Source organism: Gordonia sp. BP-119 (assembly GCF_016924115.1).
GTDB lineage: Bacteria > Actinomycetota > Actinomycetes > Mycobacteriales > Mycobacteriaceae > Gordonia > Gordonia hongkongensis.
Genome location: NZ_JAFFZF010000001.1, coordinates 278,849 through 294,040, shown reverse-complemented (window position 1 = coordinate 294,040; position 15,192 = coordinate 278,849). Strand labels below are relative to the sequence as shown.

At 68.1% G+C, this 15,192-nt stretch carries 16 protein-coding genes and 1 tRNA gene; 8 read left to right on the top strand and 9 right to left on the bottom strand.

All coding sequences use genetic code 11. The annotated features are described in order from the left end of the window. Positions 1-146: 146 nt before the first annotated feature. The 6 genes from JW364_RS01295 to JW364_RS01270 form a co-directional block, all read right to left on the bottom strand. Positions 147-968, bottom strand: a complete 822-nt coding sequence (locus JW364_RS01295) for an MBL fold metallo-hydrolase (protein ID WP_068969827.1) — start codon at positions 966-968, stop codon at positions 147-149. 125 nt (positions 969-1,093) lie between these two features. Further along, the gene (locus JW364_RS01290; RefSeq protein ID WP_165630703.1) at positions 1,094-2,329 is read right to left on the bottom strand and encodes an MFS transporter; all 1,236 of its coding nucleotides are present in this window, start codon (positions 2,327-2,329) and stop codon (positions 1,094-1,096) included. After that, positions 2,326-3,825 carry an MFS transporter gene (locus JW364_RS01285; RefSeq protein ID WP_307814673.1) on the bottom strand — a complete coding sequence of 500 codons (1,500 nt, stop codon included), beginning with the start codon at positions 3,823-3,825 and terminating at the stop codon, positions 2,326-2,328. The genes JW364_RS01290 and JW364_RS01285 overlap by 4 nt, the downstream gene beginning before the upstream one ends. A 187-nt stretch (positions 3,826-4,012) precedes the next feature. After that, complete coding sequence (locus JW364_RS01280; RefSeq protein ID WP_165630705.1) at positions 4,013-4,774, bottom strand: TSUP family transporter; 762 nt, start codon at positions 4,772-4,774, stop codon at positions 4,013-4,015. Positions 4,775-4,782: 8 nt separating this feature from the next. Beyond that, complete coding sequence (locus JW364_RS01275; RefSeq protein WP_165630707.1) at positions 4,783-5,256, bottom strand: RidA family protein; 474 nt, start codon at positions 5,254-5,256, stop codon at positions 4,783-4,785. A gap of 1 nt (position 5,257) precedes the next feature. Further along, positions 5,258-5,422, bottom strand: a complete 165-nt coding sequence (locus JW364_RS01270) for a DUF4177 domain-containing protein (protein WP_004022081.1) — start codon at positions 5,420-5,422, stop codon at positions 5,258-5,260. A 43-nt stretch (positions 5,423-5,465) separates the two neighbouring features. Here JW364_RS01270 and JW364_RS01265 point away from each other — a divergent pair, with 43 nt between their 5' ends. Together JW364_RS01265 and JW364_RS01260 are read left to right on the top strand one after the other, a co-directional pair. After that, entirely contained in the window at positions 5,466-6,536 is a 1,071-nt protein-coding gene (locus tag JW364_RS01265) for an ArsA-related P-loop ATPase (RefSeq protein ID WP_058251082.1), read from the top strand. Then, positions 6,536-7,630 (top strand): ArsA family ATPase, encoded by a 1,095-nt coding sequence (locus tag JW364_RS01260; protein ID WP_068969833.1) that lies wholly within the window; start codon positions 6,536-6,538, stop codon positions 7,628-7,630. The genes JW364_RS01265 and JW364_RS01260 overlap by 1 nt, the downstream gene beginning before the upstream one ends. 181 nt (positions 7,631-7,811) lie before the next feature. Here JW364_RS01260 and JW364_RS01255 read toward each other — a convergent pair whose 3' ends face one another. Next, on the bottom strand, positions 7,812-8,120 hold the full coding sequence (locus JW364_RS01255) for a WhiB family transcriptional regulator (protein WP_004022078.1): 309 nt from the start codon (positions 8,118-8,120) through the stop codon (positions 7,812-7,814). 323 nt (positions 8,121-8,443) lie between these two features. Here JW364_RS01255 and JW364_RS01250 point away from each other — a divergent pair, with 323 nt between their 5' ends. From JW364_RS01250 to JW364_RS01235, 4 genes are all read left to right on the top strand, one after another. Continuing rightward, entirely contained in the window at positions 8,444-10,891 is a 2,448-nt protein-coding gene (locus JW364_RS01250) for a penicillin-binding protein (RefSeq protein ID WP_205333204.1), read from the top strand. 71 nt (positions 10,892-10,962) lie between these two features. Further along, a complete protein-coding gene (locus JW364_RS01245; RefSeq protein ID WP_159369925.1) occupies positions 10,963-11,970 on the top strand; it encodes a metallophosphoesterase in 1,008 nt (335 codons plus the stop codon). Next, complete coding sequence (locus JW364_RS01240) at positions 11,967-12,692, top strand: haloacid dehalogenase type II (RefSeq protein WP_247451100.1); 726 nt, start codon at positions 11,967-11,969, stop codon at positions 12,690-12,692. The genes JW364_RS01245 and JW364_RS01240 overlap by 4 nt, the downstream gene beginning before the upstream one ends. Continuing rightward, positions 12,689-12,883, top strand: a complete 195-nt coding sequence (locus tag JW364_RS01235) for a hypothetical protein (protein WP_058251077.1) — start codon at positions 12,689-12,691, stop codon at positions 12,881-12,883. Before JW364_RS01240 ends, JW364_RS01235 begins: the two co-directional genes overlap by 4 nt. Positions 12,884-13,019: 136 nt before the next feature. On the opposite strand, the gene JW364_RS01230 is transcribed toward JW364_RS01235, so the two are convergent. Then, positions 13,020-13,093, bottom strand: a tRNA-Pro gene (locus JW364_RS01230). A 200-nt stretch (positions 13,094-13,293) separates the two neighbouring features. Between JW364_RS01230 and JW364_RS01225 the strand changes: the two genes are divergently transcribed. Together JW364_RS01225 and JW364_RS01220 are read left to right on the top strand one after the other, a co-directional pair. Further along, on the top strand, positions 13,294-13,719 hold the full coding sequence (locus JW364_RS01225) for a hypothetical protein (RefSeq protein WP_058251076.1): 426 nt from the start codon (positions 13,294-13,296) through the stop codon (positions 13,717-13,719). Between the two features lie 142 nt (positions 13,720-13,861). Next, entirely contained in the window at positions 13,862-14,476 is a 615-nt protein-coding gene (locus JW364_RS01220) for a lipocalin family protein (RefSeq protein WP_159369924.1), read from the top strand. Positions 14,477-14,541: 65 nt separating this feature from the next. Here JW364_RS01220 and JW364_RS24485 read toward each other — a convergent pair whose 3' ends face one another. After that, entirely contained in the window at positions 14,542-14,985 is a 444-nt protein-coding gene (locus JW364_RS24485; RefSeq protein ID WP_065630695.1) for a helix-turn-helix transcriptional regulator, read from the bottom strand. Positions 14,986-15,192 lie beyond the last annotated feature (207 nt).

Below are 15,192 nucleotides of genomic sequence, written 5' to 3'. Positions count from 1 at the left end.
GGCACAAGGGAGGAATTCAAGGTCACCGCATCCCACCCCTCCACTATCAACCCCCCACGCGCCGGTGACCAGCACGAACTCTTCGACCCCCACGACGGCCGCCAGGCCGCAGATACTGAGGTGCGAGCGAAGCGAGCCTCGAAGGGTCAGGCTTCGCGCAAATACTCCAACTGCGCCTTCACCGACATCCGCGCGGCGGGCCACAGCTTCTTGTCGACGTCGGAGTACACCTTGCGCACCACTTTCATCGGCTTCGCGTCGCGGGCCGAGACACCCATCGTGTCCAGAGCGGCGACGATCTGGTCGATCCGCTCCTCGCGATGCGCCTTGTAGTACCGCGCGACGGGGCCCAGATCGGGATGGTCCGGACCGTGCGCCGGGAGGAGTGCCGCCCCTTCCCCTTCGACGATCAGGCGGTTCAGCGAGTTCAGATAGTCGCGCAACCCGCCGTCGGCGGGATCGAGCACGGTCGTGCCACTCCCGAGGATCGTGTCGCCGGTCAGGACCGCACGTTGTCCGTCGTGTTCGACGAGGAAGCTGACGGAATCCCCCGTGTGTCCCGGGGTGAACAGCACCGTGATCCGCAGACTCGCGGCCTCGATCACCTCACGGTCCCGCAGTGGCGCCCCGTTGCGGCAGTGCTTCTCCAACCGAGCGCGTACCGGCGCACCCGTGCGCTTGTGCAGGCGCGACACCCCGCCGGTGTGGTCGAAGTGCCGGTGGGTCACCAAGACCAGTGCGACCCCGGGCAATTCGGCGAGGCGCCGGGCGTGGTGTTTGTACTTCGGCGGTCCCGGGTCGACGACCACGCATTCCTCGCTGCCGGGAGCGCGCAGCACGTAGGTGTTCGTGCCGTCGAGTTCCATCATCCCGGAGTTGTCGCACAGCAGGACCGACGCGAAGGGGGTCACTTCCCGCAGCACCCCGTAGGCAGGGTGCGTGGGTGCGGCGTCGTTCGGTGAGCTCATGGTCCCCGAGCCTATCCACTCGGTGCGGAGAACCGGGCGAAGCCCGACGATCCGACCATGCCGAGTCGAACCACCGGTCGACCATCGTGGGCGCACTGTGACCGCCCGATCAGTGTGTCGAACCCCTAGGCCACGGCGGTCCGTCGTCGGTCGCGGACACCGTCGAGCACCACGTAGGCCGCCGTGAGCACCGCGATCACGGCGGCGCCGAGCACCAGAACCCCGTAGCCGAAGGCCCCGACGACGAGTCCGGAGAGCGCGCCCGCGGCCGCGCCGGCCAGACTCATCGCGGTGTCCGAAACCCCCTGCGCCGGTGCGCGTCGCGCGGTGTCGACACTGTCGGTGAGGAGCGTGGAGGCCGCCACCGTCGACGCCGACCATCCCACGCCGAGCAGGACCAGCGCGACGACGAGACCCGTCTGCGATTCCGCGAAGACGAATCCGACGACGCAGCTGACGACGAGTGTCGCCTGACCGCCGAGGATCACCGGGATCCGGCCGGTCCGGTCGGCGAGCAGGCCCATCACCGGTGCGAGCGCGTACATCCCGGCGATGTGCGCGCTGATCGACAGGCCGACCAGCGTCACCGAGGCGCCCCCGTGATGCATGTGGACCGGCGTCAGCGCCATCACCCCGACCATGACCGCGTGCGCCGACACCACCGCGGCCATCGCGGCCCGCGCCGGCGGCGAGTGCGTGATCGCCGAGAGCCCCTCGGCCAGCGACACTTTGACACGACCCCCGTCCGTTTCGCAGGTCACCACGACCAGCGGGTCGGGGCGGAGGCCGACGAACAGCACGGCCGCCGCCCCGAGGCACCCGACCGCACCCACGAGGAACGGACCCGACAGATCGGCCATCGCGAACCACCCGGCGACGGTGGCGCCGATCGGGACCACCGCCGGCCCGATCACCGCGCCGACCATCGTCGTCCACACCACGAGCGAGAGGTCGCGGCCACGAGTGCCGGCCGACGACAGATCCGTTGCCGCGAAACGTGCCTGCAGGCTCACCGCGGTGCCCGACCCCACCCCGGCCATCCCGACGAGCATCAACGCGAACCAGCCGCGATCGACGGCGGCGGCCACGACCAGCGAACCGGCCCCGGCGATCACCAGGCCCGTGGTCAACGCGGGACGCCGCCCGCGTCCGGCGGCCAGGGACGCCAACGGGAGACCGGCGGCCGCGGCCCCCAGCGTGACCACGGTCGTCGGTATGCCGGCGAGGGACGCCGTTCCCGACAGTTCCTCACCGAGGATCGCCCCAAGCGCCAGGGCTCCGCCCATCGACAGTCCGGCCAGGATCTGGGCCGTGCACAGCAGGACGATGGTCCGCCGTTGCAGAGCGACGTTCTCACTCATGATCGCGGACGACCGGGTCTGCTCCGCATCCGCAGCGAATTGATCGTGCCGAGAACACCCGCAGCGAGTGGGACCACCAGCGCCACCTGTAGCGCGACCGGCCGGACTTCGGTGTTGATCCGGATGATCTCGTCGCTTACGTCCGTGGGCTGCCCGGCCAGCAACTCGGTCAGTTGTGTATTGCTCATGACCTGTGCGTCGTCGTCGAGCACCTGCGCCACCCGCTGCTGTTCCGCGGGCGCCAGGACCTCGCTGGACTCTGCCTCGCGCGCGAATCCGAAGGCGAGCGAGGCCAACAGGATCGCACCGGCACTCGCGAGTCCGAAGGACAGACCGAATGATCCGGCCGCAGAGTTGGTTCCGGCCGCCTCGCTCACACGCTCGTCGCTCATCGGCCCGAGCGTGTAGTCGTTCAGCTGCGAGACGAGCAGCCCCAGGCCGGCACCCGCCACGACGAGTGGCACGACGAGACCCCAGCCGAAGTCCGCCCGCGGCACGATCGGGAGCAGAACCGCGACCCCGAGCGTGAGCAAGCCGAAACCGATGAGCACCACCGTCGACGGGGGCCGGGTGTGTGTCCGCCGACCGGCGACCAGCGCGACCGCGAACATGCTGAGCGACAGGGGCGCCAGGGACAACCCGGCCTCCATGGCGTCGTACTCGAGGACCATCTGCAGATAGATCGGCAGCGAGATCATGATGCCGCCGAGAGCGATCTGCTGCAGCAACTGCTGGCTGACGCCCAGGCGGAACGGCTTGGAGCGAAACAGGTCCGGGTCCAATAGCGTGGGCCGCCCGGCGCGCCGCCGGCGGGTCAGCCACCAGGTCAGTCCGCCCAGACCCGCGGCACCCAGGACCAGCAGGATGCCGACGGCCTCACCGCCCTCCTGCCAGACGAGGATCCCCAGCACGATCCCACCCATTCCCAGCACCGAGAGCAGAGCACCGACGGGGTCGACTCCCCGTGGACCCGTGTACTCGACGTCGCGGACCAAACCGATGCCGCACAACACGATCGCGATGATGACGACCTCACCGACGAAGGCGATCCGCCAGGACAGGTATGTGGTGATGAAACCGCCCAGGAGCGGGCCGACGGCGGCCGCGATCGCGGCGGCGGCGCCCACGAGGGCGTAGACCCGCTTCTGGTCGCCGCCGTGAAAGTTGCCGTGTACCAGCGACTGCATCGCGGGCAGGAGCAGGGAAGCCCCTATCCCGCCGACGATCGCCCAGAAGACGATGATCGTCGTGAGACCTTGTGCGAGCGCCATGGCCGACGCGCCCACGGCATAGGCGAGCAAACCGATCACGTAGGCCCGCCGGCGACCGATCAGATCCCCGACCTTGCCCCCGATCAGGATGAACGCGGCGGACACCAACGCCTCGAGCGCAATCGCCGACTGCACACCGCTCACGGTCGTGTCCAGATCACGGACCACCGCCGATATGGACACATTCATGAACGAGGTGTCCACGACGAGAACGAACATCGCCATCGCGAGGAGCAGCGCGAGGACCCGCTGCTTTCCCGACAGCGGCGTCGCGGCCTCGGAAGCCGTCGAATCGCTGATGATGCACCGCCTCTACGACGATCGGGTCGCGACCCGTCCGCTGCGGGGTCGACGAGGAGAGCATAGTTCGGCCGATGCCGTTCCACAGCGCTGTCCGCCGAGTCCGGCCACCTCAGCCGACGATCAGGTCGTACCCGAGCTTCCCCACCATCACGACGACGACGGCCAGCAGGACCCACCGCACGAACGAACTGCCGCGGCCGATCGCCATGTGCGAGCCGATCTGGGCGCCGACGATGTTGGCGACGGCCAGGCCGAGACCCAAGAGCCACAGCACATTTCCCTGCAGGCCGAAGACCGTGAGGGCGCCGAGGTTGGTACCGGTGTTGATGACCTTCGCCATCGCCGAGCTCTCCAGGAAACTCGTCCCGACCAGCGCGGTCAGGCTGATGATGAGGAAGGTACCGGTCCCGGGACCCATCACCCCGTCGTAGAAGGCCACGACGACACCGGCCAGCACGAGGCCCGCGATCGTCGAGACGCGCGAGCGCGGTCCCGTCGACGCGTCAGTCCCGAAGCCGGGATTGAGCGCGACGAACAGTCCGACGCCGACCAGCATGACCAGCACGATCGGCGTGAAGATCTCGGTGGGCAGGACGACGGCCACCGTCGCGCCGAGGGCCGAGAAGGCGAGCGCCGCAACGAACACCGGGATCAGGCGACGAAGATCGATCCGGACGTGCCGCACGTAACGCCACGCTGCCGACGCGGTCCCGAAGACCGCCGCCAGCTTGTTGGTCCCCAGGGCCGTCGCGATCGGCAACCCCGGCTGGGCGATCAGCATCGCCGGGATCAGGACGAGGCCACCGCCGCCGACCACGGCGTCGACCCACCCGGCCGCGGCGGCTGCCACGACCAGCAGCGCGACGTCCAATGGAGACGTCAGGCCACTTCGACGATCAGTTCCACCTCGACCGGCGCACCGAGCGGGAGTTCGGCGACGCCGACCGCGGACCGGGCGTGCACACCGGCGTCGCCGAAGATCTCACCGAGGACGTCCGAAGCCCCGTTGATCACCGCCGGCTGACCGGTGAAGCCCGGTGCGGACGCGACGAACCCGACGACCTTGACCACCCGGACGACCGAGTCGATCCCGACGAGTGCGTGGATCGCGGCGAGCGCGTTCAGCGCGCAGACCCGGGCTGCTGCCGTCGCCTCGTCCGGCCGAACGACGCCTTCGGCGCCCTCGTGGACCTTGCCCCGCGCCGACAGTTCACCGTCGACGATGGGCAGCTGCCCCGAGGTGTAGACGAGGTTGCCGGTGCGCACGGCCGGGGTGTAGCTCGCCACCGGCGGCACCACGGACGGGAGTTCGACGCCCGATTCGGCCAGACGATCGGTCCACGTGGTCGCCATGTCAGCCCTTCGGTCGCTTCAGGTAGGCGACGTGTTGCTCGCCGGTGGGACCCGGCAGAACCGACACCAGTTCCCAACCGTCTGCGCCCCACTGATCGAGGATCTGCTTCGTGGCGTGCGTCAGCAGCGGCACGGTCACGTATTCCCACGCGGTGACTTCACTCATGGACTCACCCTATCTGGCGACGGTCAATGGATAAGGTGTTGCGGTGGCCAACGAACAGGGCTCACGATCCGGGTCGGGTGAGGCGCTCGATTCCGGCGTGACAGACAACTCCTCCGTCGCGCGCGAGAACGAGTGGCCGGCGGCCGCCGCGCGCGCTCGCCTGCACTTCGTGACGGGCAAGGGCGGCACCGGCAAGACCACGATCGCCGCGGCGCTCGCACTCGCGCTCGCCGCCGACGGCAAGAAGGTCCTCCTCGTCGAGACCGAGGGTCGCCAGGGCATCGCGCAGGTCTTCGACATCCCGCCGCTGCCACCCACCGACACCCGCATCGCGACCGCCGAGGGCGGCGGCGAGGTGTCCGCGCTGGCCATCGACATCGAGCACGCCCTTCTCGAGTACCTCGACATGTTCTACAACCTCGGCTTCGCCGGCCGCGCGATGAAGCGGATCGGCGCGATCGACTTCGTGACGACCGTCGCTCCCGGACTCCGCGACGTCCTGCTCACCGGCAAGATCAAAGAGCGCATCATCCACACCGACAAGCAGGGCAACCGCGTGTACGACGCGGTGGTCGTCGACGCGCCGCCGACCGGCCGGATCGGCAATTTCCTCGACGTCACCCAGGCCATGGCCGACCTCGCCAAGACCGGCCCGATCCGCAACCAGAGCGAAGGTGTCGTCCGCCTGCTCCACTCGGAGGAGACGATCATCCACCTGGTGACGCTCCTCGAGGCGATGCCGATCCAGGAGACGATCGAGGCGATCGACGAACTGCGGGGCAAGAACCTCAACCTCGGCAGTCTCGTCATCAACCGCGTCAGCGAACCCCACCTGCCGGCCGAGGTGATCGACGAGATCGCCGAAGGTCGGGTCGACGCGGGGCGTGTCGAGGACGGCCTCACCGCCGCCGGACTCAAGCTCGCCGACGGGGACCTGGCCGGCCTGCTCACCGAGACGATCGAGCACGCGACCCGCCTGCAGGCGCAGCAGATCGCAAAGGCGCAGCTCGACGAGGTGGAGATGCCGACACTCGAACTGCCGTCCCTCGGTGACGGCGTCGACCTGGGGTCGATCTATGAGCTGGCCGACCTCCTCCAGAAAGCGGGTGCGTGATGCCACTCGACCTCAAGATGGGCGCGGTGCTCATCGACCCCGCGACCCGCGTCGTGATCTGTTGCGGCGCAGGCGGAGTCGGCAAGACGACGACTGCTGCCGCGATGGCGATGTACGCCGCCGAACAGGGCCGGACCGTGGCCGTGCTGACGATCGACCCGGCCCGGCGCCTGGCGCAGTCGCTCGGGATGTCCGAACTCACCAACGACCCGCAGCCGGTCGCGATCGACGGCAAGGGCACGCTCGACGCGATGATGCTCGACATGCGACGCACGTTCGACGAGATGGTGCTCGAGTACTCCACTCCCGAACGCGCCGAGGCGATCATGCAGAACGCCTTCTATCAGACGGTCGCCTCGTCGTTCTCCGGGACGCAGGAGTACATGGCGATGGAGAAGCTCGGCAAGCTCCTCGAGCAGGACCATTGGGACCTGATCGTCGTCGACACCCCGCCGTCGCGCAACGCACTGGACTTCCTCGACGCCCCGCAGCGGTTGGGGTCGTTCCTGTCCGGGCGTCTGATGAAGGTGCTGGTCGGCGGCGGTCGCGGCGTCGGCCGGATGGTGACCGGCGCGATGAGCCTGGCCATGCGGGGTGTCTCGACGATCATCGGCGGCGAGATGCTCCGCGACGTGGCGACCTTCGTGCAGTCACTGGACTCGATGTTCGGCGGCTTCCAGGACCGCGCCGCGAAGACCTATGCCCTGCTGAAACAGCCGGGCACCCAGTTCGCGGTGGTGGCTGCGGCCGAGGCCGATGCCCTGCGGGAGGCCGCGTTCTTCGTCGACCGCCTGTCCGAGGAGTCGATGCCGCTTGCCGGACTGATCCTCAACCGGACCCACCCGAACCTGACGTCGATCCACGAGGAGGCAGCGCTGGTCGCCCTCGAATCGGTCACCGACGAACTGGCTCGCGGTGTACTCCGGATTCACGCGGATCGGGCCGCCACCGGGAAGCGCGAACTCCATCTGCTGCAACGGTTCACGGCGTCGCACCCGCGGGTGCCGATCGTCGGGGTCCCGGCGCTGCCGTTCGAGGTGGCCGACGTGACCGCCCTGCGCGCGGTGGCCGAGCAGATCACCGGCCGCGGCTGATCACCGAGCGCGACGAGCCGTCCCCCGCTGGTTGAGAATGCGAGGAGCGTGCGACGAGCCGTTCCCCCCGCTGGTTGAGCAGGCGAGGCGTGCGCCGAGACCGCACCCCGCTGGTTGAGCAGGCGAGGAGCGTGCGACGAGCCGTGTCGAAACCCCTCGACACGGCTCGGCGGAGAAGAGGTCAGACGGCGTCGCGATGACGCCGGCGCTGCGCGGCGAAGAACGCCGACCAGGACGTGACCTCGGGGTGCTGGCGGAGGAGTGCGCGACGCTGACGTTCGGTCAGTCCGCCCCAGACGCCGAACTCGACGCGGTTGTCGAGTGCATCGGCACCGCATTCGAGCTGCACCGGGCAGTGGCGGCAGATCGTGGCGGCTTTGCGCTGGGCCGCGCCCCGCACGAACAGATCATCAGGGTCTCCCCCTCGGCAACGCGCCTGAGCAACCCACGCCAAGCGATCCTCTTCGTTGGAAACTGCCGCTGTCGCCATCCGCCACCCCTACCTGTCGTATCTGCGTAGCTGCGAGAACGTCTCAACCTCGCTGCTCAAGCCACATTTGCAGCGAACTGTTAAGTGAGTCACATTCTGCACTCAATCTAGGGATCTGTGCTTGGGGGCGCAACCCCTGGAGCGAACAAAGTGGGACAACCGTGCAAACTCACCCGAACGGACGGCCCGCGGACGGCGGCCTCCGGCACCTCCGCCCGGCGACCCGCGGGCACCCCCGACCGTCGGCTCGGGACCACGCTGCGCCGATGCCGCGGGCGAGGCAGGACGATGTTCGGAACCAACGCACGTATCCTGTCGGGGTGATGTCGAAGAAACTGTGGTCGCTGGCGTGGGCGAGCCTGCTGGCCGGAGTTCTCGTCGCCGGCCTGCTCTACCCCGTGGCCAGCGGAATCGGCGTCGTCTCCAACCGGGCGGCGGCCGCTGTCGAGAACGTGTCCTCCGAACTGCTCAACGGCACGTTGCCGGAGGTCACCACGATGACCGACGTCGACGGGAAGCCGATCGCGGTGCTGTTCGACCAGTACCGGTATCAGGTCGGCTACAACGACATCTCGCCCGACATGATCCGGGCGATCATCTCCGTCGAGGACCGCCGGTTCCTGGAACACGACGGTGTCGACTGGAAGGGCACCATCCGTGCCGCGCTGAAGAACTCGTCGTCGGGCGAGGTCCAGCAGGGTGCGTCGACGCTCGACCAGCAGTACATCAAGAACTATCAGCTCCTGGTGCTCGCACGGACCGAGGCGGACCGCCAGGCCGCGATCGAGACCACGCCCGCGCGCAAGCTCCGCGAGGTGCGCATGGCGCTCACCCTCGAGCAGACCCTGATCGACCAGGCCAAACGCGACAAGGGACTCGACGACGCCGCCGCCAAGCAGGAGGCGAAGAAGCAGATCGTCACGCGGTACCTGAACGTCGTCCCGTTCGGCAACAACGCCTACGGCATCGAGGCCGCCGCGCAGACCTACTTCGGCATCCCCGCCAAGGACCTGCGGGTCGAGCAGGCCGCGTTGCTGGCCGGCATGGTGCAGTCCAGCTCCGCGCTGAATCCGTACTCGAACCCCGAAGCCTCCCTCGCGCGCCGGAACATCGTGCTGGACACGATGATCGACAACTTCCCGGAACGACGCGCCGAGCTCGTCGCGGCCAAGGAGGCACCCCTGGGCGTGCTCCCGAGTCCGCGGACCCCGACCCAGGGCTGCATCGCGGCCGACAACAACGGCTTCTTCTGCGACTACGCCCTGCAGTTCCTGGCCGAGAACGGCATGTCCCGCAATTCGGTCCTGCGCGGCGGCTACATCATCCAGACCACGCTCGACCCCGAGGTCCAGCGCTCCACGGTCCGCGCGGTGAAGAGTCAGGCCAGCCCAACCGCCGACGGCGTCGCCGACGTGATGAGCACCCTGCGTCCGGGCAAGAAATCGCACGACGTGCTCTCGATGGCGTCGAGCCGCGACTATGGTCTCAATCTCAACCGCGGCGAGACGATGCAGCCGCAACCCTTCTCGATGGTCGGCGACGGTGCCGGGTCGGTATTCAAGATCTTCACAGTCGCCGCCGCGATGGAGAAGGGTCTCGGCGCCGGCTCCACCATCCCCGTCCCCGGGTCCATCGCCGTCGAGGGCATGGGCAACAGCGGCGGGGCGAACGGGTGTCCCGCCAATGCGTACTGCGTCAAGAACGACGGCCGCTACCCGGCGTCGATGTCGGTGACGAACGCCCTGGCACAGTCGCCGAACACCGCTTTCGTGAAGCTGCTGCAGCAGGTCGGCGTCAAGCCGGCGGTCGACATGGCCGTTCGCCTGGGCCTGCGTTCGTACACCATCCCCGGGTCGTCGGGTTACGGCGAGAAGAGCATGGCCCAGTACGTCAAGGACGGGAACTTCGGCTCCTTCACCCTCGGCCCGCTACCGCTCAACGGCCTCGAGCTCGCCAACGTCGCCGCCACCATCGCGTCGGGCGGCACCTGGTGCCCGCCCAACCCGATCAAGTCGATCAGCCAGATCAAGCGGGACCAGTACGGCAACCCCGTCATCGGACCGGACGGCCGGCGCGCCCTGACCGCGGTGCCGTTCACGCCACCTCCGTGCGAGCAGGTCGTGGACGAAGGCCTGGCACACTCGCTGGCCAACGCCATGAGCAAGGACGACGTGGGCGCCGGCACCGCGGCCGGTGCCGCGGGCTCCGCGGGCTGGACGCTGCCGATGTCGGGTAAGACCGGCACGACGGAAGCGCACCGCTCCTCGGCATTCGTCGGGTTCACCAACCAGATCGCCGGCGCCGCGTACGTCTACAGCGACGGCCCGAACCCGCAGGGCGTCTGCAGCAGTCCGCTGCGCTCCTGCTACGACGGCGACCTCTACGGCGGCATGGAACCGGCGCGCACCTGGTTCCAGGCCGTCAAACCGGTGGCGACGAAGTTCGGCCCCGTCAACCTGCCCCCGATCGACCGCGAATACTGGAACGGCAGCGACCGGGGCCGCATACCGCAGGTCAGCGGCCTACCCGCCAGCGAGGCCACATCACGCCTGCAGGGTGCCGGGTTCAAGGTCAGCGAGCTCGACGTGGACAGCGGACGCCCGCAGGGCACCGTGGTCTTCACCGCACCGTCCGACTCGGCCATGCCCGGCAGCACCGTGACGATCTACGTCAGCAACGGCCGCCGCGCCGACGGTGACGAGGGCGGCCCCACCGAGACCACCGTCGTGGTACCCGGTGTCGGCCCGGTGGTGATCCAGCTACCCGGCTGACCCGCGGTGTGGGTACGGCCCGCTCCGCAAACCGGGGCGGGATCGTCGTCGGGGATGCGTATTCTGGGGTGATGCAGCACTCCGAACTCGACATCGCACGCCTCGGCATCTCTCGCCTCGGTCCGTCCGGTTCCGGGGTACCCGCGCGCGCTCTGGCCGGCGTGGCGGGGCTCGCCGCCGCCGGTCTGCTCTACTCGACGGTGATCGAGCGCAACGCCTTTGCGTTACGACACACGACGCTGTCCGTTCTCGAACCGGGCGCCTCGCCGTTGCGTGTCCTGCACATCAGTGACCTGCACATGATGCCCAACCAACGGCTCAAGCAGGCGTGGATCGCCGAGCTCGAGGCGCTCGAACCCGACCTCGTCGTCAACACCGGGGACAATCTCGCGCACCCGCAGGCCGTACCGTCGGTCATCCAGTCGCTCGGTGGGTTGTTGTCGCGGCCCGGCCTGTTCGTCTTCGGGTCCAACGACTATTTCGGCCCCAAGCCGAAGAATCCGTTCAAGTACTTCAAGAAGGACCATCAGCGCACGCACGGCGAGCCCCTGCCGTGGCAGGATCTGCGTGCGGCGTTCACCGAGCGTGGATGGCTCGACGCGACGCACACGGTCCGCGAGCTGGAGGTCAGCGGCGTGCGGGTCGTCGCGGCCGGCGTCGACGATCCCCACATCGAGCGAGACCGCTACGAGACGATCGCGGGCCGCCCGAACCCGCTGGCACACTTGCGGCTCGGACTCACCCACTCCCCCGAACCGCGGGTCCTCGACCGGTTCGCCGCGGACGGCTACGACCTCGTGATGGCCGGACACACGCACGGCGGCCAGCTCTGCCTGCCGTTCTTCGGCGCGTTGGTGACGAACTGCCAGTTGGATCGCTCCCGGGTCAAGGGTCCGTCGAGCTGGGGGTCGTCGATGAAGCTCCACGTGAGTGCGGGTCTGGGCACGTCCCCGTACGCCCCGGCACGCTTCTGCTGCCGCCCCGAGGCCAGCCTGCTCACCCTCACACCTGTGTCGCACGGTGATGCCGACTACGACGCCGACCAGTCGCTCCCGCAGCTGGCCCGGGAGACCATGTGAGCGTTGACCTTCATCCCCGCGTGAAGGTCCTGGCGTTCGACACCTTCGGGACGGTCACCGACTGGTTCACCGGGATCTCCGGCGCCGTCGGCGCGATCGCACCGGAGGTCGACGCAGCGGCGTTCGCCAAGAAGTGGCGACGCCGGTACTCGCCGATCCTGGCTCGCGTGGAATCCGGCGAACTGCCGTGGCGTCGCCTCGACGACCTGCAGACCGAGACGCTGCACGACGTCGCCTCGCTGTTTGCACTGACACTCGACGACGATCAGGCCCGCACCCTCGTCCGTGCGTGGCGGACGATTCCGGCCTGGCCGGACGCGGTCGAGGGTCTGCAACTCCTCAAACGCGATCACATCGTCTGCGCACTGAGCAACGGCACTGTCGCACTGCTCACCGACATGGCCCGGTACAACGCGTTCCCCTGGGACGTGATCGGCGGGTCCGACCTCTGGCGGCACTACAAACCTGCGCGCGAGACCTACTGCGGGCTGGCGGATCTGCTCGAGGTGGAGCCCGCCGAGGTGATGATGGTGGCCACCCACCAGAGCGATCTCGACGCCGCGCGCTCCTTCGGCCTGCGGACGGCCTTCGTCGAGCGGCCGGACGAGTGGGGCGGGGACGAGAAGGATGATTCCGGCTCGCCGGACAACGACTTCCACGCGACGGATCTCCTCGACCTCGCGCGGCAGCTGAGCCCGTCGGTGACCGGCCCGTCCCGATGACACTCGACGACCTGCTGCGCTGGGAAGATTCGGGGGCGTCGTGGCGGGTGGTCCATCACGGACCGGATGGAATCACCCTGGGTCTGCTGCGCTGCGACGGTGGCGAGGAGGTGGACCGCGTCGTCACCGACGATCCGATCATCCTGGCCCACATCGGTGGCCGGTCGTCGTCGGCCGAGGAACCGGAGTGACCTTCGGGTTCACGTTGCGGTTTGTCCCGGTAACCGGAAGAAATCGCAACGCGATCCCAGCCGGGACCTCCAGAGACGAGGAGACCCCGACCGAATTTCTCCAGGTCAGGGTCTCTTCTGCAATCTCAACCTTGCGTCGGGGTGGCGGGATTCGAACCCACGACCTCTTCGTCCCGAACGAAGCGCGCTACCAAGCTGCGCCACACCCCGTGTGTAGCCTGCGATAGCTTATACCCCGCCCCGGCCGACTACTAAATCGCCTGGTCAAAGATGCGTCCGGTCTGGCTGAAACCCGTGCGGAGGAGAGTCGCACACCCCATCCTTGATGTGGTCCATCCGTACCAGTGCCGCCGCGCCGTCGGTCGGGACCAAGGAGTCGGCGCACAACCACTGAAAGGACACGCCAAACAATGAGCGCTTCCCCCGATCAGCAGGCCAACTCGTCGGCCAAGCAGGGTTTCGCCTTCGGTATCGCGATCGTGGCCGCCGCGCTGCTCTTCGTGGCCGGCTTGGTCTCGATCTTCCAGGGCATCTCGGCCATCGCGAACGACGACCTGTTCGTCGCCGGCCAGAACTACATCTTCGAGTTCGACCTCACCACCTGGGGCTGGATCCACCTGATCCTCGGCATCGTCGGGGTCCTCGTCGCCGGCGGTCTCGCGGTGGGCGCCGACTGGGCGCGGATCTCCGCGATCATCATCGCCTCGCTGTCGATCATCGCCCAGTTCCTGTGGCTCCCCTACTACCCGGCGTGGGCCATCCTGATCATCGTGCTGGACCTGATCGTGATCTGGGCTGTCTCCACCTGGAACCCCAACAACGAATACAACCTGTGACCGACCGCTCTGACGCGGTGACGACAGTTCGCTGAGACGAGGGCTGCGGGGTAACCAATCCACGACGCGCATCCGGTCCGAATCGTCTGGTGACGCTGCTCCACCTGGGTAGCGCGACGACGAACCGCCCGAAAGGAACACCATGCGCATCACCCGGTCCCTCGCAGCCCTTGTCGCCGGCGTCCTCCTCAGCGTCGGCCTCGCCGCCGGGACGGGTCCGGCGCAAGCCGCGCCGCTGGCCCCCGTGGCGAAGGTCGAGGTGGATCGCTACCTCGGCAAGTGGTGGCAGCTCGCCACCGTGCCGTCTTTCTTCGGGGTCACCTGCGCCCGGGATACCAGCGCGACCTACACCTACATCGACGCCAAGACGATCGGCGTCGATAACCGGTGCACCGGCCCCACCGGCATGCGTGGTGGCGTCGTCGGCCGTGCGACAGTCGTCGACCCGCAGACCAATGCCCAACTGAGCGTCCGGTTCCCACAGACACCGGGCAGCATCAACCCGGGCGGCGCACCGAACTACATCGTCGCCTACCTCGAAGACGGGCCGGATCCCGCCGGGCCGTACCGGTACGCGATCGTCGGGGACCCCTCGCGCGGATCGGGATTCCTGCTGTCGCGCGACAAGGTGGTCCCCAACTCGGAGTTGCGTCGCCTGACCAAGGAGATCGAGAAGGTCGGGTACAACCCGTGCACGTTCCTCGTCTCGCCGACCACCGGTGGTCGCAGCGACTATTCACCGCTCTGCACGGTGTGACGGTCAACGCCAGACGGTGACGACGACTCCGGCGCAGACTTGAAAAGGTCTGCGCCGGAGGTGTTTCAGCCGGCTTCGGCGTCCGGTCCCGACGCCGGCGCCATCCGGCGGAACTCGTCGGGGGTGCAGCCGAACTTCGACCGGAAGCGGTTGCGCATCGTCGCTGTCGAGGCGAATCCCGACGCGTGGGCGATGGCCTCGAGTTTCAGGTTGCCCGGACCCAAGAGCAGCCCCTCCGCCCACTCCAGACGTCGATCGGCGATCATCTCGGCGAGCGACGTGGTGCCACCGGCGAGCACCCGGTACAGGTGCCGGCGGCTCACGTGCAGGTGCCGGGCGACGACCTCCACACTGAAGTCGGGATCACGAAAATTCTGTTCGATGAGGTCGGCGACCGCGGCACGCAGGTACCGCTCACTCGTCCGGACGTCCGACCGTACTACACTCGAAACCGATTCCGGCACAACACGTATCGACTGAACGTCACGACCATTGAGGACTGCGGTCACCTGGGTTCCTTCCACGCGAGAGAATGCTCCCACCCGATACACGAGTTTATCGACGGTCACACCTGCGGTCTTGGGCCTTTGGTCCCACTTTCAAGGATCCCGGTCCCGCGATTGTGCTGCGCGACGCGAACTTCCGTGAACGGCCGCGACGGCGGAGTCGGTCAGTCGTCCAACTTCCCTGCCGGCCCGGACACTCGTCGTACTGTG